17 protein-coding genes are annotated in these 16239 nt (G+C 72.8%); 6 read left to right on the forward strand and 11 right to left on the reverse strand.

Features of this window, described 5'->3' with window-relative positions:
• Positions 1-115 precede the first annotated feature (115 nt).
• The 4 genes from AC4H2S_RS02115 to AC4H2S_RS02130 are packed head-to-tail and all read left to right on the forward strand — an operon-like array spanning position 116 to position 2096.
• On the forward strand, positions 116-595 hold the full coding sequence (locus AC4H2S_RS02115) for a helix-turn-helix domain-containing protein (protein WP_491495306.1): 480 nt from the start codon (positions 116-118) through the stop codon (positions 593-595).
• Positions 592-1056 carry a VOC family protein gene (locus tag AC4H2S_RS02120; RefSeq protein WP_491495307.1) on the forward strand — a complete coding sequence of 155 codons (465 nt, stop codon included), beginning with the start codon at positions 592-594 and terminating at the stop codon, positions 1054-1056. Before AC4H2S_RS02115 ends, AC4H2S_RS02120 begins: the two co-directional genes overlap by 4 nt.
• Positions 1053-1532, forward strand: coding sequence for a cupin domain-containing protein (locus AC4H2S_RS02125; protein WP_491495308.1), 480 nt, complete (start codon positions 1053-1055; stop codon positions 1530-1532). Before AC4H2S_RS02120 ends, AC4H2S_RS02125 begins: the two co-directional genes overlap by 4 nt.
• 12 nt (positions 1533-1544) lie before the next feature.
• The gene (locus tag AC4H2S_RS02130) at positions 1545-2096 is read left to right on the forward strand and encodes a protein-L-isoaspartate O-methyltransferase family protein (RefSeq protein WP_491495309.1); all 552 of its coding nucleotides are present in this window, start codon (positions 1545-1547) and stop codon (positions 2094-2096) included.
• On the opposite strand, the gene AC4H2S_RS02135 is transcribed toward AC4H2S_RS02130, so the two are convergent.
• From AC4H2S_RS02135 to AC4H2S_RS02145, 3 genes are read right to left on the reverse strand one after another with little or no spacing between them, the layout of a single operon-like run.
• Positions 2072-3217 (reverse strand): heparan-alpha-glucosaminide N-acetyltransferase domain-containing protein, encoded by a 1146-nt coding sequence (locus tag AC4H2S_RS02135; RefSeq protein ID WP_491495310.1) that lies wholly within the window; start codon positions 3215-3217, stop codon positions 2072-2074. The two genes, AC4H2S_RS02130 and AC4H2S_RS02135, sit on opposite strands and share 25 nt — an antisense overlap.
• A gap of 44 nt (positions 3218-3261) precedes the next feature.
• A complete protein-coding gene (locus AC4H2S_RS02140; protein WP_491495311.1) occupies positions 3262-3639 on the reverse strand; it encodes an MmcQ/YjbR family DNA-binding protein in 378 nt (125 codons plus the stop codon).
• A 29-nt stretch (positions 3640-3668) separates the two neighbouring features.
• Positions 3669-4343 (reverse strand): winged helix-turn-helix transcriptional regulator, encoded by a 675-nt coding sequence (locus tag AC4H2S_RS02145; protein WP_491495312.1) that lies wholly within the window; start codon positions 4341-4343, stop codon positions 3669-3671.
• Positions 4344-4456: 113 nt separating this feature from the next.
• Here AC4H2S_RS02145 and AC4H2S_RS02150 point away from each other — a divergent pair, with 113 nt between their 5' ends.
• Complete coding sequence (locus AC4H2S_RS02150) at positions 4457-5863, forward strand: FAD-binding oxidoreductase (RefSeq protein ID WP_491495313.1); 1407 nt, start codon at positions 4457-4459, stop codon at positions 5861-5863.
• A gap of 4 nt (positions 5864-5867) precedes the next feature.
• On the opposite strand, the gene AC4H2S_RS02155 is transcribed toward AC4H2S_RS02150, so the two are convergent.
• The 8 genes from AC4H2S_RS02155 to AC4H2S_RS02190 form a co-directional block, all read right to left on the reverse strand.
• A complete protein-coding gene (locus tag AC4H2S_RS02155; protein WP_491495314.1) occupies positions 5868-7031 on the reverse strand; it encodes an acyl-CoA dehydrogenase family protein in 1164 nt (387 codons plus the stop codon).
• Entirely contained in the window at positions 7028-9031 is a 2004-nt protein-coding gene (locus AC4H2S_RS02160) for an acetyl/propionyl/methylcrotonyl-CoA carboxylase subunit alpha (RefSeq protein ID WP_491495315.1), read from the reverse strand. Before AC4H2S_RS02160 ends, AC4H2S_RS02155 begins: the two co-directional genes overlap by 4 nt.
• Before the next feature lie 8 nt (positions 9032-9039).
• Positions 9040-10599, reverse strand: a complete 1560-nt coding sequence (locus tag AC4H2S_RS02165) for an acyl-CoA carboxylase subunit beta (protein WP_491495837.1) — start codon at positions 10597-10599, stop codon at positions 9040-9042.
• A 68-nt stretch (positions 10600-10667) separates the two neighbouring features.
• Positions 10668-11138, reverse strand: coding sequence for an SRPBCC family protein (locus tag AC4H2S_RS02170; RefSeq protein WP_491495316.1), 471 nt, complete (start codon positions 11136-11138; stop codon positions 10668-10670).
• Positions 11138-12298 carry an acyl-CoA dehydrogenase family protein gene (locus tag AC4H2S_RS02175; protein WP_491495317.1) on the reverse strand — a complete coding sequence of 387 codons (1161 nt, stop codon included), beginning with the start codon at positions 12296-12298 and terminating at the stop codon, positions 11138-11140. The genes AC4H2S_RS02170 and AC4H2S_RS02175 overlap by 1 nt, the downstream gene beginning before the upstream one ends.
• A complete protein-coding gene (locus AC4H2S_RS02180; RefSeq protein ID WP_491495318.1) occupies positions 12295-14007 on the reverse strand; it encodes an acyclic terpene utilization AtuA family protein in 1713 nt (570 codons plus the stop codon). The genes AC4H2S_RS02175 and AC4H2S_RS02180 overlap by 4 nt, the downstream gene beginning before the upstream one ends.
• A complete protein-coding gene (locus AC4H2S_RS02185; protein WP_491495319.1) occupies positions 14004-14783 on the reverse strand; it encodes a TIGR03084 family metal-binding protein in 780 nt (259 codons plus the stop codon). Before AC4H2S_RS02185 ends, AC4H2S_RS02180 begins: the two co-directional genes overlap by 4 nt.
• The gene (locus AC4H2S_RS02190; RefSeq protein ID WP_491495320.1) at positions 14780-15523 is read right to left on the reverse strand and encodes a TetR/AcrR family transcriptional regulator; all 744 of its coding nucleotides are present in this window, start codon (positions 15521-15523) and stop codon (positions 14780-14782) included. Before AC4H2S_RS02190 ends, AC4H2S_RS02185 begins: the two co-directional genes overlap by 4 nt.
• A 140-nt stretch (positions 15524-15663) precedes the next feature.
• On the opposite strand from AC4H2S_RS02190, the gene AC4H2S_RS02195 reads away from it, so the two are divergent.
• Positions 15664-16185 carry a DUF4282 domain-containing protein gene (locus tag AC4H2S_RS02195; RefSeq protein WP_491495321.1) on the forward strand — a complete coding sequence of 174 codons (522 nt, stop codon included), beginning with the start codon at positions 15664-15666 and terminating at the stop codon, positions 16183-16185.
• The last annotated feature ends 54 nt before the right edge of the window (positions 16186-16239 follow it).

A 16239-nucleotide genomic window follows, 5' to 3' on the forward strand; every position in this document is an offset into this window, starting at 1 on the left:
TCCCCCCAGAAGCGCGAGATCCGACCGAAAAACGCACAGACGGCGGCATGGCCCTCCCCCGGGGCCATGCCGCTGTCGCGTCCGCATGTCGGCGGCGTGGGCTATTTTCCTCGGCATGGGCCGGCCGCTGTCCGCGCAGGAGGACACCAACCGCCGGATGCTGCGCGCCCGCGACGCGATGGACCGGCGCTACGCCGAGCCCCTCGACGTGCCCACGCTCGCGGCCATCGCCCACCTGTCGGTCTCGCAGTTCGGCCGGGTGTTCAAGGAGGTCTACGGCGAGACCCCCCACCGCTACCTCCAGCGTCGACGCGTCGAGCGGGCGATGACCCTGCTGCGCCAGACCGACCGGCCCGTCACCGACGTGGCGTGGGACGTCGGGTTCGCCAGCCTCGGCACCTTCAGCCGCACGTTCAGCAACGTGGTCGGCTGCTCACCCAGCGAGTTCCGCGCCCGCCACGAGCCGGTCGCGGTGCCGTCGTGCTTCGTCGCCGCCTGGACCCGCCCGCGCGAGCGCACCGGCGTCGATCCGGGCAGGGACAGCGTTTTCGGAGAAGCGGGATCGGCACGAGGCTCATTAGCGTCGTCGACATGACCACCAACCACATCACCAGCCTCCACATCCGCAGCCTGCCGGTCCTCGACCAGGACGAGGCCCTCGACTTCTACACCCGCCACCTCGGCTTCGAGGTGCGCGACGACATCGACCTGGGCTTCATGCGCTGGCTCACCGTCGGCGTCCCGGGCCAGGACACCTCGATCCTGCTCGAGCTCGTCGGACCCCCGGTGCACGACGACGCCTCGGCGACGCAGGTGCGCGAGCTCGTCGCCAAGGGAGCCCTCGGCGGGGTGTTCCTGCTCAGCGACGACGTGCACGCGGCCTACGCCGCCCTCCGCGACGCGGGCGTCGAGATCACCCAGGAGCCGGTCGAGCAGCCCTACGGCACCGACTTCGGCCTGCGCGACCCGTTCGGCAACCACGTCCGGGTCAGCCAGCCCAACGCCTCCTCCCCGCAGCACGTCAAGGACGCCTACGAGGCGGCGGACGCCCGATGAGCTACCCGCCGCCGATCTACCACGGCGATTCCGGCGAGGTCTCGGCCAGCGTCGTGCGGGCCGGCCTCGAGCCGGCCGTCGTCTACCCCAACGGCAACAAGGTGTTCTACCTCGCGCAGGGCGCCTCCACCCAGGGCACGTACGGGCTCTACCGCTGGGAGTTCGCCGGGCCGCCCACCGGTCCGGGCGCCCACTTCCACCGCACGATCACCGAGTCGTTCTACGTCCTCGAGGGCAGCGTGGCGATCTACGACGGCACCGGCTGGGTCACGTGCCACGCCGGCGACCTCGCGCACGTGCCGGCCGGGGGCATCCACGGCTTCCGCAACGAGGACGGGCCGGCCAAGATGCTCCTCCACTTCGCCCCCGGCGCCCCGCGCGAGGCCTACTTCGAGGGCCTGGCCGCCGGCATGGGCGAGCTCGACGGCGACGCCTACGACCGCTTCATGCGCGAGCACGACAACCACTGGGTCTGATTGCATGGACTGATGGACCCGGTCTCAGCCGCGTTCGACGCCACCCCGCGACGGGACTTCCTCCCGCGCGGGGTGCGGCGCCGCGCGTCGTACGACGGGCCGCTGGCGATCGCCGCCGGCCAGACCAACTCCCAGCCGCGCACCGTCGAGGACATGCTGCGCCTGCTCGACCTCCGCGTGGGCCAGCGGGTCCTCGACGTCGGGTCGGGCTCGGGGTGGACCACCGCGCTGCTCGCGCACCTCGTCGGCCCGACCGGCTCGGTCCTGGGCGTCGAGCTCGAGCCGGAGCTGGTGGCGTTCGGCTCGGCCAACCTGGCCCGCACGCGGCGGCCGTGGGCGACGATCCGCGCCGCCGCCCCGGGCGTGCTCGGCGACCCCGGCGGGGCGCCGTACGACCGCATCCTGGTCTCGGCGATGGCCGACTCGCTCCCCGGCGAGCTCGTCGCCCAGCTCGGCGACGAGGGCGTGATGGTGGCGCCGGCCGGCGGGACGATGCTGCGGGTGAGCAACCCCGGGGCGGTCGTGACCGAGCACGGGCGCTACCGGTTCGTGCCGCTGCGCTGAGGCTCCCGGGCCTCCTCCTTCCGGGTCGCCCGGCGCGCGAGCCGGGTCGGCAGGCCCGCCACCGCCTCGAGTGGGCCGCGCCGGCCCAGCACCCGGAGGACCGCGCCGAGGGCGAGCAGGACGGAGACGTGGATCGCGTACGTCGACGGCTCCTCCGGCGGCCACACCGCCTCGGTGCGCATCACGACGTGCAGGGAGTAGAGCGTGAGCGTCGCCGCGCCGGCACCGAACAGCACCGAGAGCGCCACGGTGCCGGGCCGCGGCAGCAGTCGTTCGAGGAGCAGGCAGAGCGCGATCACCAGCACGGCGCTGCCGATGGTCTGCGCGAGGTCGAACGGCGTCGCCGAGTGCGGCGCGACGACCAGGAGCCAGTCCCAGTCGCCACCGGGCGGCGTCGTGCCGTACATGCCGGTCGCGTTCTCGTCGGCCACGGCCGGGTCGACGAGCGAGCGGGAGACCTGGGTGGCGAGCACCGCCAGAGACAGTCCGCCGAGGGCGAGCCCGCCGAGCAGGGAGCTGTCGCGGAGGTCGAGGCGGCCGAGCACGAGGCCGGCCAGCAGGTAGGCCAGCCACGGCACCGCGGGGTAGTAGCCGGTGAGGAGCAGCTCGCTCGCCAGCCCTGCCGGGTCGTCGACGAGCTGCGCGAACGTCGGGCTGTCGAAGCCCCGATCCGGCAGGTGTGGTCGCACCAGGTGGGAGGCCACCGGGGCCAGGACCACCCAGGCGACGGTGAGGGGGAGCAGCGTCCGCACCCGCAGGAGCGTGAACGGCAGGGCGAGCACGAACAGCACGCCGTAGTAGGTGAGGACGATCGCGATCCCGGTGTCGAGGCCGCCGAGCAGCAGGCCCAGGAGCGCGATGAGCAGCGCGCGGCCGGCGATCCCGGCGGTGCGCAGCGCGAGCGGGCGCCCGCGCAGTGGCTCGCGAGTCATCAGGGCGAGGCTGACCCCGGCCAGCACGGCGAAGAGCGCCGAGGCCCGCCCGCCGGCCAGCCACTGGGCGGTGCCCAGGTCGCCCGCCGGGGTGCGCTCGTCGAGCACGTGGGTGGCGACCATGCCGAGCAGCGCGAGGCAGCGGGCGACGTCGAGCCCGACCAGGCGGCCCTGCGACGTCGTGGTCATGGCGCCCATCCTGCCGGTCTTCCGCTCAAGCGCCGGTCTCCCGCTCAGGCGCCCGGGCGGGCCACCTGCTCGGCGAGGCGGGCGGGCGCCTGGATGCAGTAGGAGTCGGTGAGCAGCTCGGCGAGCTCGTCCCAGTCGGTGTCGTCGTCGAGGACCATGCCGATGAGGTTGCCGCCCCACCCGGCGCGGAAGTACGGCGCACCCATGTGCTCGAACGCCGCGACCTCGTCGGGCTCGCCGCGGAAGGTGATGCGGAACAGCTGGTCCTCACCACCGAAGACGTGCGCCACCGTGGCGCTGCCGACCCGCCACCGGGTGCCGGTCCACGCCGGCTCCTGGACGCAGCGCGGCAACGCGCCGAGCACGGCGTCGATGCGCAGCACCCACTCCTCGGGCACGAGCGGTCGGTCGACGAGAGCCACGGCACGATCCTCCCACCGGGCACCGACAGTCAGGCGCCCTCGGGCAGCGGCACCGGCGCGAAGGTGCTGCGGGTGAACCAGGTCGGGAGCGCCCTGATCAGGGGACGCGGTCCGGCGATGGCGAGGTCACCGGCCCGCACCGCTCCCAGCAGGTCGCGGCGGCCCATCCAGTAGTCGATCATCGTCTCGACATGACCGGCCACCTCGACGTCGACGTCGTAGCCCGGGTCGGTGAGGCACAGGTCCACCGCCGGTGTCGCCAGGACGAGCCAGAAGTGGCTCTTCTTGTCGCTCGACCCCCGGAGGTGGAAGTGGACGACGACCCGGCGCGCGGGCAGGGCGTCGGTGTCGACGTTGCGATGGATGTCCCACATGAGCAGCGAGGCGTCGTAGTGCTTGGCGATCACGTCACCGCGCGCCCACCGCTGGCCCCAGACCCCCATCGCCTCGATCACGGGCCACAGCTCCCTGCCCGCCGCGGTCAGTCGGTACGCGCCGCCGTCGTGGTCCACGACCCCGACGCGCTCGAGGGTCTTGAGGCGCTTGGAGAGCAGCGCCGGTGACATGAGCGGGACCCCACGACGGAGATCGTTGAAGCGCGTGCTGCCGCACAGGAGCTCACGGACCACGAGCGGCGTCCACCTCTCGGTGAGCACCTCCGAGGCCATCGCCACGGGGCAGAACTGGCCGTAGGTGGTTGCCATCCTCCGACGGTAGGTCCGCTATGGGTTCTGTACCAGTACAGGATCGATACTCGCGCGCCGCTCCTCGGCCGACCGACCCTTGTCGGGCAGCACCCACCGACGAGGAGAGACCCATGACCACGCTCGACCTGCCCACCATGGACGCACTGGCCGGCGACTTCGCCGGCGAGCTGATCACGCCCGACCACCCGGCGTACGAGGTCCAGCGCCGCATCTGGAACGGCGAGATCGACCGCCGTCCGGCCCTCCTCGCCCGGTGCGAGGGGGCGAGCGACGTGGCCGTCGCCCTGCGGTGGGCCCGGGACCATGGCCTGCCCGTCGCCGTACGAGGTGGGGGCCACGGGATCGCCGGCCATTCGCTCGTCGACGACGGCGTCGTCCTCGACCTCTCCGGGATGCGCGGCACCGTCGTCGACCCGGCGGCGCGCACCGTGTCGGCGCAGGGCGGTGCACTCAACGCCCACGTGGACCGCGAGAGCCAGGCCTTCGGGCTGGCGATGACCAGCGGCTACATCAGCCACACCGGGATCGCCGGCCTCACGCTGGGCGGCGGGATCGGCCACCTGATGCGCAGGTCCGGGCTGGCGATCGACGCGCTGCGCTCGTGCCAGGTGGTGACCGCGGACGGCTCGATCGTGCGGGCGTCGGAGACCGAGAACGCCGACCTGTTCTGGGGGGTGCGCGGCGGTGGCGGCAACTTCGGTGTCGTCACGGACTTCACCTTCGAGCTCCAGCCGCTCGGTCCGACCATCCTGGCCGGGCTGGTCGCCTGGTCGGCGGAGGAGGCGCCGACCGTGCTGGCCTTCCTGCGCGACTTCATCGCCGACGCGCCCGACGAGGTCGGCCTGATGGCCAACCTGCGGCTCGCGCCGGCGCTGCCGCTCTTCCCCGAGCACCTCCACGGCAGGCCCATCATCGGCCTGGTGGCGACCTACGCCGGCCCGGTGGAAGAGGGCGAGCGGGTGCTCGCGCCGGTGCGAGCCCTCGGCCACCCGGTGCTCGACACGATCGCAGCGAAGCCCTATGTCGCGCACCAGAGGTTCCTCGACCCGGCGGTGCCGCACGGGCGGCACTACTACTGGAAGTCGCACCGGCTCGGCCCGCTCTCCGGCGACATCATCGACACGATCTGCGAGCACCTCGCGATGATCAGCAGCCCGCTCTCGACCGTGCCGATCTTCAGCTTCGGCGGCGCGATGAGCCGGGTGCCGGACGATGCGACCGCCTTCCCGCACCGCGACGCGAGCCACGACATCAACATCGTCGCCTCGTGGTTGCCCGAGCAGGCCGGGGACGCGGACCGGCACCGGGCCTGGGTGCGCGGCTTCTTCGAGGCCCTCGCCCCGCACAGCCGTGGCGTCTACGTGAACTTCACCAGCGACGACGCCCAGTCACGGGTCCAGGAGGCCTACAGCCCGGCGCAGTGGTCGCGCTTGCGGACCGTGAAGACCGCCTGGGACCCGGACAACGTCTTCCGCGGCAATGCCAACATCCCCCCGCTGGGGCAGCGCGACACCTGACGGGTCAGTAGGACTTCGGCAGCCCCAGGCTGTGCATGGCCACGAAGTTGAGGATCATCTCGCGGCTGACGGGGGCGATGCGGCCGAGGCGGGCGGCGACCATCATGTTGGCCAGGCCGTACTCCACCGTGAGGCCGTTGCCGCCGTGGGTGTGGACGGCGATGTCGGTGGCGTTGCAGGCGATCTCGCCGCCGGCGTACTTGGCCATGTTGGCGTACTCGCCGGCGCCGAAGTCGTCCCCCGCGTCGTAGAGCGCGGCCGCCTTCTGCCACAGCAGCCGGGCCTGCTCGAGCTCGATCTTGGCCTTGGCGAGCGGGTGGGCGATGCCCTGGTGGGCGCCGATCGGCGCCTTCCAGACCGTGCGGGTCTTGGCGTACTCGACCGCCCGGTCGATGGCGAACTTGGCCATGCCGCACGAGAAGGCCGCGCCCATGATCCGCTCAGGGTTGAGCCCGGCGAAGAGCTGCACGAGGCCGGCGTCCTCGTCACCCACGAGCGCGTCACCCGGGAGCCGCACGTCGTCGATGAACAGGGTGAACTGCTTCTCCGGAGCCGACCAGGCCATCGGGATGACCTGCTTGTCGAAGCCGTCGGCGTCGGTGGGGACGACGAACAGGGCGGGCTTGAGCTTGCCGGTCCTGGCGTCCTCGGTGCGCGCGACGATCAGCACGAGCTGAGCCTCGTCGACGCCGGAGATGTAGGTCTTCTGCCCCTTCAGCACCCAGCCGTCGCCGTCGCGGCGGCCGGTGGTGGTGATGTTGTGCGAGTTGGACCCGGCGTCGGCCTCGGTGATGCCGAACGCCATCGTGATCGAGCCGTCGGCGATGCCGGGCAGCCAGCGCTGCTTCTGCGCTGGCGTGCCGTAGCGGCCGATGATCGAGCCGCAGATGGCCTGGCTGACGACCATCATCAGCAGGGGGGCGCCCTGGCCGGCCGCCTCCTCGAGCACCGCGGCCAGGTCGGACATCCCGCCCCCGCCGCCGCCGTACTCCTCGGCGATGTTGACGCCGAGGAAGCCGTTGGCGCCCATCTCCATCCACAGCTCGGTGGTCTTGCCACCCTCGGCCGCCTGCTTCTCGACGTACTCCCGGCCGTACTTGCCGGCCAGCTTGGCGACGGCCTCGCGCAGCGCCACGCGCTCCTCGGGCTCGGTGAAGTTGATCGTCATGCGTCTGCTCCCTGCTCGAGGTCGTCGCTCACGACGACCAGGACCTGCCCGGCCGCGACCTGCGACCCGGCTTCGACGTTGATCTCGGCGACGACCCCGTCGGCCGGCGCGGTGACGCTGTGCTGCATCTTCATGGCCTCCATGACCAGCAGGAGCTGGCCGGAGGTGACCCGGTCGCCGGCGGCGACGGCCACGGTGACCACCGAGCCCGGCATCGGGGCCAGCAGCGACCCAGCCACCACCTGGTCGGCGGGGTCGGTGAAGCGCGGCGGGTTGCGCCAGGTGGACGCGCCGTCCGGGCCGTCGAGGTAGACGTCGCGGGCGCCGGTGCGGGCGTCGGCCACGATGCGCCCGGCCCAGGTGCTCGCGACGCCGTCGACCTCGAGCCGCACCGCCTCGGGACCGGCCGAGAGGACCGTGACGCCGTCGACGGCGAACCCGGTGCGGGTGCCGTGCCACTCCACGACGACCTCCGCCCCGGCGTCGGGAGCAGCAGCACCGAGCGGCACCAGGGTGGTGCGCTGCGGCTGGGAGACGACGTTGCGCCATGCCGCGGGCAGACCGGCCTGGACGGTACGCCGGCGGGCGTCGTCGGCGGCCAGCAGCAGCGCGGCCGCCACCGCGGCGGGGTCGGGGCCCTCGATCGCGTCGGGTGCGGCGACCTCGCGGGTCTCCAGCCAGGAGGTCGTCACGTCCATCGACGCGAACGCCGGGTCGGAGAGGATCTCGACGAGCTGGTCGCGGTTGACCGTCAGGCCGTGGATGCGGGCACGACGCAGGGCGGCGACGAGCTGGCGGGTCGCCTGGGCCCTGGTGGGCGCCCACGAGATGACCTTGGCCAGCATGGCGTCGTAGTGGGTGCCGACCTCGTTGCCGGACGCGAAGCCCGAGTCGAGGCGGATGCCCGCGCGACCGAGCGGACCGAACTCCGCCTCGTGCTCGATGTCGAGGCTCACCAGCGGGCCCGACTGCGGGGTCCAGGTCGAGTCCTCGGCGTAGAGGCGCACCTCGATGGCGTGGCCGTCGACACGGGTGGTGGCGTCCTGGGCGGCGGCGAACGCCGCGTCGGCCTCGCCCTGCGCGACGGCGAGCTGCAGCTCGACGAGGTCGACGCCGTGGACCAGCTCGGTGACGGGGTGCTCGACCTGGAGGCGGGTGTTCATCTCCAGGAACCAGAAGCGCTCCTTCGCGGGGTCGTAGAGGAACTCCACCGTGCCGGCGCCGCGGTAGTCGATCGCCGCGGCGGCGCGACGGGCGGCCTCGTGCAGCTCCTTGGCGATGGCCTCGGGCAGCCGCGGCGCGGGCGCCTCCTCGACGACCTTCTGGTGCCGGCGCTGCACGGTGCAGTCGCGCTCGCCGAAGACGAGCACCTCCCCGGCGCCGTCACCGACGACCTGGACCTCGACGTGGCGGCCCGCCTCGACGTAGGGCTCGACGAACACGGTGCCGTCGCCGAACGCGGAGGCCGCCTCGTCGGAGGCGCGCGCGATCTCGCCCTCGAGCGCCGCGAGCTCACGGACGATCCGCATGCCGCGGCCACCACCGCCGGCCGACGCCTTCACCAGCAGCGGCAGGTCGGCCTCGGTCGGGCTCTCCGGCGCCTCGAGCACCGGCACGCCGGCGGCGCGCATCAGCTCCTTGGAGCCGACCTTGGAGCCCATCGACTCGATCGACTCGGGCGCCGGGCCGATCCAGGTCAGCCCGGCGGCCTCGACCGCGCGGGCGAACTCGGCGTTCTCGGACAGGAAGCCGTAGCCGGGGTGGATGGCGTCGGCACCGGTCCTGCGGGCGGCCTCGATGACGAGGTCGGCCCGCAGGTAGGTCTCGGCAGGCGTGCTGCCGGGCAGGCGTACGGCCCGGTCGGCCTCGGTCACGAACGGCAGCTCGGCGTCGGCGTCGGAGTGCACGGCGACGGTGTCGAGGCCCAGGCGACGGCAGGTCGCGAAGACACGGCGGGCGATCTCGCCACGGTTGGCGACGAGGACTCGGTTGATGGTCATGGAGACGCTCACATCCTGAAGACGCCGAAGGAGGAGGCGCCCTCGATCGGCTGGGTGTCGATGACGGAGAAGGCGATGCCCAGGACGGTGCGGGTGTCGCGCGGGTCGATCACGCCGTCGTCGTAGAGCATCCCGGACAGGACGTAGGGCAGGGACTGCTCCTCGACCATCTGCTCGACGAACGCCCGCATGCCGGCGTCGGCCTCCTCGTCGAAGGGCTTGCCCTTGGCCTCGGCGGCCGCGCGGGTGACGATCGAGAGCACGCCGGCCAGCTGGGCCGGGCCCATCACGGCCGACTTGGCGTTGGGCCAGGTGAAGAGGAACCGCGGGTCGTAGGCGCGACCGTTCATGCCGTAGTTGCCGGCACCGTAGGACGCCCCGATGAGGATGCTGATGTGCGGCACCGTCGAGTTGGAGACCGCGTTGATCATCATCGCGCCGTGCTTGATGATGCCGCCCTGCTCGTACTCCTTGCCGACCATGTAGCCGGTGGTGTTGTGCAGGAAGAGCAGCGGGGTGTCCTTGGCGTTGGCGAGCTGGATGAACTGCGTCGCCTTCTGCGCCTCCTCGCTGAACAGCACGCCCTGGGCGTTGGCCAGGATGCCGATCTCGCGACCGTGCAGGCGGGCCCAGCCGGTGACGAGCGAGGAGCCGTAGAGCGGCTTGAACTCGTCGAAGGCCACCTCGTTGCCCTCGCTGGTGCCGTCGACGATCCGGGCGATGACCTCGCGCGGGTCGAAGGGCTCCTTGAGGTCCTGCGGGATGAGGTCGAGCAGCTCGTCGGGGTCGTGGTCGGGCTCGGCGTAGCCGACCCCGCTGGCCGCGACGTACGACGCCTTGGTCCAGTTGAGGCGGGCCACGATGCGCCGGCCCAGGCGCAGCGCGTCGTGCTCGTCCTCGGCCAGGAAGTCGGCCAGGCCGGAGACGCGGGCGTGCATCTCGGCCCCGCCGAGGGTCTCGTCGTCCGACTCCTCGCCGGTGGCCATCTTGACCAGCGGCGGGCCGGCCAGGAAGACCTTGGCCTGCTCCTTGACCATGACGACGTAGTCGCTCATGCCCGGCACGTACGCGCCGCCGGCGGTGGAGTTGCCGAAGACCAGCGCGATCGTCGGGATCCGCCGCGCCGAGGCACGGGTCAGGTCGCGGAAGATCTTGCCGCCGGGGATGAAGATCTCCTTCTGGGTCGGCAGGTCGGCACCGGCCGACTCGACCAGCGAGATCATCGGCAGGCCGTTCTCCTCGGCGATCTGCGAGGCGCGGAACGTCTTCTTCAGCGTCCAGGGGTTGGAGGCGCCGCCCTTCACCGTGGGGTCGTTGGCGGTGATCATGCACTCCACGCCCTCGACGACGCCGATGCCGGTGACGACCGAGGCGCCGACGGTGAAGTCGGAGCCGTAGCCGGCCAGGGGCGAGAGCTCGAGGAACGCCGACCCGGGGTCGACGAGCAGCTCGATGCGCTCGCGGGGGGTCAGCTTGCCGCGCTCGTGGTGGCGGGAGACGTACTTCTCACCGCCGCCGGCGACCGCGACGGCGTGCTGCGCGTCGAGGTCGGCGAGGCGGGCCAGCATCGCCTCACGGTTGGTCTGCGGCGCGGCCTCGCCGGCCCCGTTCTCGGGTTGCGTGCTCACGTCTGCCGTCACTTCTCCAGCACCGCCTTCATCCTCTCGAGCGTGGTGCGCATTCCGCGCTTGTTGGTCCGGCCGCGCAGGGCTCCCAGCAGGAGCCAGTAGCCGCGCAGGAACCACACGGGCTCCAGCCGGAAGTACTCGGTCACGTCGGTGCCGCCGTCGCGCGCTGCGAGTCGGTAGCCCCAGTTGTTGACGGCCACGTCGGGGGTGCCGACGCTGAACTCGAAGACCCGCTCGGGCTCGCAGACCGTCACCGTGCAGGCCGTCCAGTAGGTCGGGCCGACGCCGTTGCGCTTGACGTGTCCCTTGAACCTCGCGCCGACCTCGGGCCCGCTCGACCCGCGGGTCCAGCGCGCCTCGAACGTCTCGGGGCTGAACTCCCCGATGCGGGTGACGTCGCTGACCAGCGCCCACACCTCGCTGGGCGGGGCGTCGATCCAGAGCGTCACCTCCCCGGCGGGGTCGGGCAGCAGGCCCATCAGGCGCTCCTCTTCTGCGTGTAGCCGAGCAGCTTGGCCGCGAGGTCGCGCATCACCTCGTCGGCGCCGCCGCCGATGGGCAGCAGCCGCGCGTCGCGGAAGTGCCGCTCGACCTCGGTGCCGTGCATGTATCCGGTGCCGCCGTGCAGCTGGACCGCGCGGTCGCAGACGTACGCCGCGGCGTCGACGCCGGTCTGCTTGGCCATCGTCACCTCCGCGATCGGCATGGTGCCGGCCTGGTGGAGGCGGGCGACCTGCCAGGCATAGCTGCGTGCCACCTCGACGTGACGGCGCATCTCGACGAGCGTGTGCTGGACGGTCTGGTTGGCGATGAGCGGACGGCCGAAGGTCTCGCGGCTCCGGGCGTGCTCGACGGTCAGCGCGAGGGCACGCGCGGCGATGCCGTAGCCGTGGACCGCCAGCGCCAGGCGCTCGGAGACGAACTGGCTGGCGATCTGGATGAAGCCGCTGCCCTCGTCGCCGACGAGATTGGCCACCGGCACCCGGGCGTCGGCGAAGCCGAGCTCGGCGGTGTCGGAGCAGTGCCAGCCCATCTTGGCCAGCGAGCGGTCGACGGTGAAGCCGGGCGTCCCCTTCTCGACGACGAGCAGCGAGATGCCGCCGTGGCCGGGCCCGCCGGTGCGCACCGCGCCGGTGACGAAGTCGGCGCGCACGCCGGAGGTGATGAAGGTCTTGGCACCGTTGACGACGTAGTGGTCGCCGTCGCGCACGGCGGTGGTGCGCAGCGCCGCGACGTCCGACCCGCCGCCGGGCTCGGTGATCGCGAGCGAGCCGATCTTCTCGCCGGCCAGCGTCGGGCGTACGAAGCGCTCGATCAGGTCGGGGTTGCCGGACGCGGCGATGTGGGGCACCGCGATGCCGGCGGTGAACAGGGTGGCCATCAGGCCGCTGGACGCGCCGGCGGCGAGCATCGACTCCTGCACGGCGACCGTGTCGAGCACGTCGCCGAGCCCGCCGACCTCCTCGGCGAAGCCGACGCCGATCAGGCCGAGCGCCCCCGCCTCGCGGTGGAGCTCGCGGGGCACCTCGCCGGCGTCCTCCCACGCCTGCAGGTGGGGCACGATCGCGCGGCGGGTGAACTCCGCGGCCATGTCGGCGAGCGCCTGGCGCTCCTCCGTGTCGTACTGCCAGCCGGTCATGCGATCTCCTCGGGGACGTCGATGTGACGGCTGCGGGCCCACTCGCCGAGGCCCTTGGCCTGCGGGTCGAAGCGGGTCGACGCGGCGACGCCCGCGCCCAGCAGCCCGTGGATGACGACGTTGACGGCACCCAGGTCGGGCAGCAGGTGGACCTCGACCTCGAGGTCGCGCGCCTCGGGCAGCAGTGCCGCGACCCACTCGGGGGTGACGGTCCGCAGCAGCCAGTCGGTGCGCTCGACGCGACGCTCCGCCGTGTGGGAGACCCACAGGCCGAGGTTGGCGTCGCCTCCCTTGTCGCCCGACCGGGCGTGCACCCACTCGCCCAGCGGCTGACGCCGGGTCGCCGCGGGCTGCGGGAGCGCCTCGGGGGCCTCGCGGGGGACGACGGACGGCGCCCGGGTGGTCGGCGGGTCGGCGATCACCTCGCGGGCGCCGTCGGCGTGCACGACGGTGTGGCTCACCTTGCTGCGCTCGACGTACTCGGGGCGGTAGACGCCGTACGGCGTGGCCGGGCTGGGCGGGCCCGTCATCGTGAAGCCGGGGTAGGACGCCAGCGCGAGCTCGACGGCCGGTCCGGTGAGGCCCTTGCCGGCGACCTTCGGGTCGGCGTCGCGCACGTCGCAGCGCAGCGTGGTCGACGCGCCCTGCTCGGTGTCGGCGTCGGGGCGCGGCAGCGGGCCCATCGTCCAGGTGACGTCGCCGGGGGCGCGCTCGCCCCACGCGGCCTCGAGCTGGCGGCGCACGAGCGCGGCCTTGGCCTCGATGTCGAGCCCGGTCAGCATGAACTCCACGCTGTTGCGCCAGCCGCCGAGCTCGTTGACGCAGACCTTGAGCTGCTCGGGCGGGGCCTCGCCGCGCACGCCGGTGACGGCCACGCGGTCGCGCCCCTGCTGCTCGAGGCGGATCGTGTCGAGCAGCGTGGTGACGTCGGGGCCGAGGTAGCGCGTGGACTGGATCTCGTAGACCAGCTGGGCGGTGACCGTGTCGAGCGTGACCGCCCCGCCGGTGCCCTCGTGCTTGGTGATGACGCACGAGCCGTCGGCCGCGACCTCGGCGATCGGGAAGCCGATCGGCGTGGTGAGGTCGAGATCGCCGAAGCCGCTGAAGTTGCCGCCCGTCGCCTGCGCCCCGCACTCGATGACGTGCCCGGCGACCACGGCGCCGGCGAGGGCGTCGTACGACGTCGCGTCCCACCCGTGGTGGGCGACGCACGGGCCGACGACCAGGGACGCGTCGGTGACGCGGCCGGTCACCACGATGTCGGCGCCGGCGCGCAGCGCCGAGGCGATGCCGAAGGCGCCGAGGTAGGCGTTGGCGGTGAGGGCGTTGTCGAACGCCAGGTGGCGCACGTCGTCGCCCTCGACGTGGGCGATGCGGGCGTCGAGGCCCAGGCCCGCCGCGATCTCGCGGAGCCGGTCGGCCAGGCCGGCGGGGTTGAGGCCGCCTGCGTTGGTGACGATGGTGACGCCCTTCTCGAGCGCCAGGGCCAGGCAGTCCTCGACCTGGCGGACGAAGGTGCGGGCGTAGCCGAGGGTGGGGTCCTTGAGCTGGTCCTTGCCGAGGATCAGCATGGTCAGCTCGGCGAGGTAGTCGCCGGTGACGACGTCGACGTCGCCGCCCTCGAGCATCTCGCGCATCGCGCTCAGCCGGTCGCCGTAGAAGCCGGACACGTTGCCGATGCGCAGCGGCGGTCGGTGTGCCTCGATCATCGCGGCCCCCGCCCCTCGCCGGCCGGGCCGGCGAAGCACTGGGCGACGTCGAGCCAGCGGTCGGCGTCGTCGCCGGTGGCGACGAGGTCGGTGTCAGAGCGGTGGATGCGCTGGGTCACCAGGCGGCAGAAGTCGCCCGCCGAGCCGGTGACCGTCTGGGCGGCGTCCTCCGGACCCCAGGTCCACGTCTCGCCGGAGGGAGCGACCAGCTCGAGGCGGAACTCCTCGCCGGGGGCCTCGAGGCCGTTGTTGGCGAAGGAGTAGTTGCGGGTGCGCACCCCCAGGTGCGCGACGTGGCGGATCGCGTCGGTGTCCTCGACGCTCGCGCCCAGCGCCTCGTGCACGTCGAGGCTGTGCGCCCAGGTCTCCATGAGCCGCGCCGTCGCCATCGACGTGGCGCTCATCGGCGGGCCGAACCACGGCATCCTCTCGCCCTGGGGGTAGGCGGTCAGGGCCGCCGCCAGCTGCGTACGCGCGCGGCGCCACCGCTTCAGCAGTTCGGGGTCGCGCCCGATCTCGAGCGCGCACGCGTCGACGTACCCGGTGGGGTCGTTGATCGCCTCGAGGACGTAGCCGTCCCAGCGCTCCTTGTCGGTCGCGGCGGCCTCGGCCACCTCGTCGGTCCACGCCAGGTGCGCGACCTGGGTGGCGACGTCCCACCCGGTGGCGGGGGTGGGGGTGCACCAGCCGTCGTCGTCGAGGCCGGCGACCAGCTGCTCGAGGCGGTCGCCCTCGGCGGCGAGGTCGGCGAGCACCTGGGTGAGGGTGTCGGTCATGTGGGGATCCCTGGGGCGTTGTCGGATGGGGCGTTGTCTGGTGGGTCGCTGTCTGGTGGGGCGCTGTCTGGTGGGTCGCTGTCTGGCGGCGAGGCCTTGTCGAGCTTCCGGTCGAGCTCGCGGTCGAGCACGTCGGCCCACTCGCGCAGGATCCGGCGGCGGCGCGCGGAGTCGTCGGAGATGGTGGAGGCCAGCCCGAGCCCGCGGACCAGGTCGAGGGTCGCCTGCACCAGCTCGCGTACGCCCGGCTGCGACTCGTCGGCGCCCAGCGCGGCCACGGTCATCCGGTGGGCCTCCCGGCCGACCCGCTGCTCGAGCGGAGCGACGGCGGCCAGGAGCGCCTCGTCGGTGCGGGCGGCGACCCACAGCTCGAGCGCGGCGGCGAAGACCGGTGAGGCGAAGTGGTCGCCGAGCATCTCCAGCATCGTGCGGAGCCGGGTGCGCCGCCCCGCGGCCGACACGACGGGCTCGGCACTCAGCTCGGCGAAGGCGGCCGCGAGCTCGGCGCCGCGTCGTTCGGTGAGGTGCTCGACGGCGGCGACGACGAGGTCGTTCTTGGTCGGGAAGTGGTGCAGCTGGGCGCCACGGCTCACGCCCGCGCGCTCGGAGACGAGGGTGGTGGTCGTCCCGGCGAAGCCGCGCTCGACCAGCAGCTCGACCGTCGCCTCGAGCAGCCGGGCCCGCATCGCGCGGGAGCGGTCCGCCTGCGGGACGCGCGTCGCCGGGGCCGGTGGGGTCATGGGCCCAGCCTGCCGGGGAACAAACAAACAGTCAAGCCTGACTTTTAGTGCTGCGCTCTTTACTTCGCCGACCATGGCGCGTCGGCCCGTTTGCCGACAGGCTGCAGGCAGCAGGCCCCCCATCCCACCGAGGAGGACCCATGTCCCAGCAGCCCGGCGCGCCCCAGGACCCGCAGAACCCCTACGGCGACCCGCCCACGGCGCCCTACGGCCAGACCCCCTCCTCGCCGCCGCCCAGCGGCGGCTCCTACGGAGGCGGGCCGTCCTACCCCGGCGAGGGGTCGTACGGCGGGGGCGGCTCATCCGGCGGCGGCGGACCGTATGGCGGCGGGTCGTACGGCGGGGGCGGCGGCCCGATGACCGGCCAGCCGAGCGGCAAGGGCTTCCTCGGGGCGCTGTTCGACTTCAGCTTCTCGACCTTCGTGACGCCGATGATCATCCGCGTCGTCTACATCATCGGCCTGGTCGCGATCGCCCTCGGGACGATCTTCTTCGCGCTCAGCGGCTTCTTCGGCGACAGCCCCGCGCTCGGCATCGTCACGCTGATCGTCAGCCCGCTCGTCGGGCTGCTCTACCTGTGCTTCTTCCGGATGACGTGCGAGTTCTACGTCGCCATCACCCGGATGAGCGAGGACATCAACCGCCGGCTCCCCCGCACCTGAGGTCGGTCATCCCGACTTGTCGGCGTACTCCGACACCTGGAGGGGGTTGCAACC

This window comes from Nocardioides sp. Z13_37 (genome assembly GCF_058355585.1).

Bases quoted from the DNA above. Each gene is read 5' to 3' on its own strand.
- AC4H2S_RS02195 (WP_491495321.1), top strand. From the start codon at position 15,664: ATGTCCCAGCAGCCCGGCGCGCCCCAGGACCCGCAGAACCCCTACGGC.
- AC4H2S_RS02120 (WP_491495307.1), top strand. From the start codon at position 592: ATGACCACCAACCACATCACCAGCCTCCACATCCGCAGCCTGCCGGTC.
- AC4H2S_RS02170 (WP_491495316.1), bottom strand. From the start codon at position 11,138: ATGGGCCTGCTGCCCGACCCCGCCGGGGAGGTGACGCTCTGGATCGAC.
- AC4H2S_RS02125 (WP_491495308.1), top strand. From the start codon at position 1,053: ATGAGCTACCCGCCGCCGATCTACCACGGCGATTCCGGCGAGGTCTCG.
- AC4H2S_RS02155 (WP_491495314.1), bottom strand. From the start codon at position 7,031: ATGACGATCAACTTCACCGAGCCCGAGGAGCGCGTGGCGCTGCGCGAG.
- AC4H2S_RS02165 (WP_491495837.1), bottom strand. From the start codon at position 10,599: ATGCTGGCCCGCCTCGCCGACCTCGACGCGCAGCACGCCGTCGCGGTC.
- AC4H2S_RS02160 (WP_491495315.1), bottom strand. From the start codon at position 9,031: ATGACCATCAACCGAGTCCTCGTCGCCAACCGTGGCGAGATCGCCCGC.
- AC4H2S_RS02135 (WP_491495310.1), bottom strand. From the start codon at position 3,217: ATGACCACGACGTCGCAGGGCCGCCTGGTCGGGCTCGACGTCGCCCGC.
- AC4H2S_RS02115 (WP_491495306.1), top strand. From the start codon at position 116: ATGGGCCGGCCGCTGTCCGCGCAGGAGGACACCAACCGCCGGATGCTG.
- AC4H2S_RS02190 (WP_491495320.1), bottom strand. From the start codon at position 15,523: ATGACCCCACCGGCCCCGGCGACGCGCGTCCCGCAGGCGGACCGCTCC.
- AC4H2S_RS02150 (WP_491495313.1), top strand. From the start codon at position 4,457: ATGACCACGCTCGACCTGCCCACCATGGACGCACTGGCCGGCGACTTC.
- AC4H2S_RS02175 (WP_491495317.1), bottom strand. From the start codon at position 12,298: ATGACCGGCTGGCAGTACGACACGGAGGAGCGCCAGGCGCTCGCCGAC.
- AC4H2S_RS02130 (WP_491495309.1), top strand. From the start codon at position 1,545: ATGGACCCGGTCTCAGCCGCGTTCGACGCCACCCCGCGACGGGACTTC.
- AC4H2S_RS02185 (WP_491495319.1), bottom strand. From the start codon at position 14,783: ATGACCGACACCCTCACCCAGGTGCTCGCCGACCTCGCCGCCGAGGGC.
- AC4H2S_RS02180 (WP_491495318.1), bottom strand. From the start codon at position 14,007: ATGATCGAGGCACACCGACCGCCGCTGCGCATCGGCAACGTGTCCGGC.
- AC4H2S_RS02145 (WP_491495312.1), bottom strand. From the start codon at position 4,343: ATGGCAACCACCTACGGCCAGTTCTGCCCCGTGGCGATGGCCTCGGAG.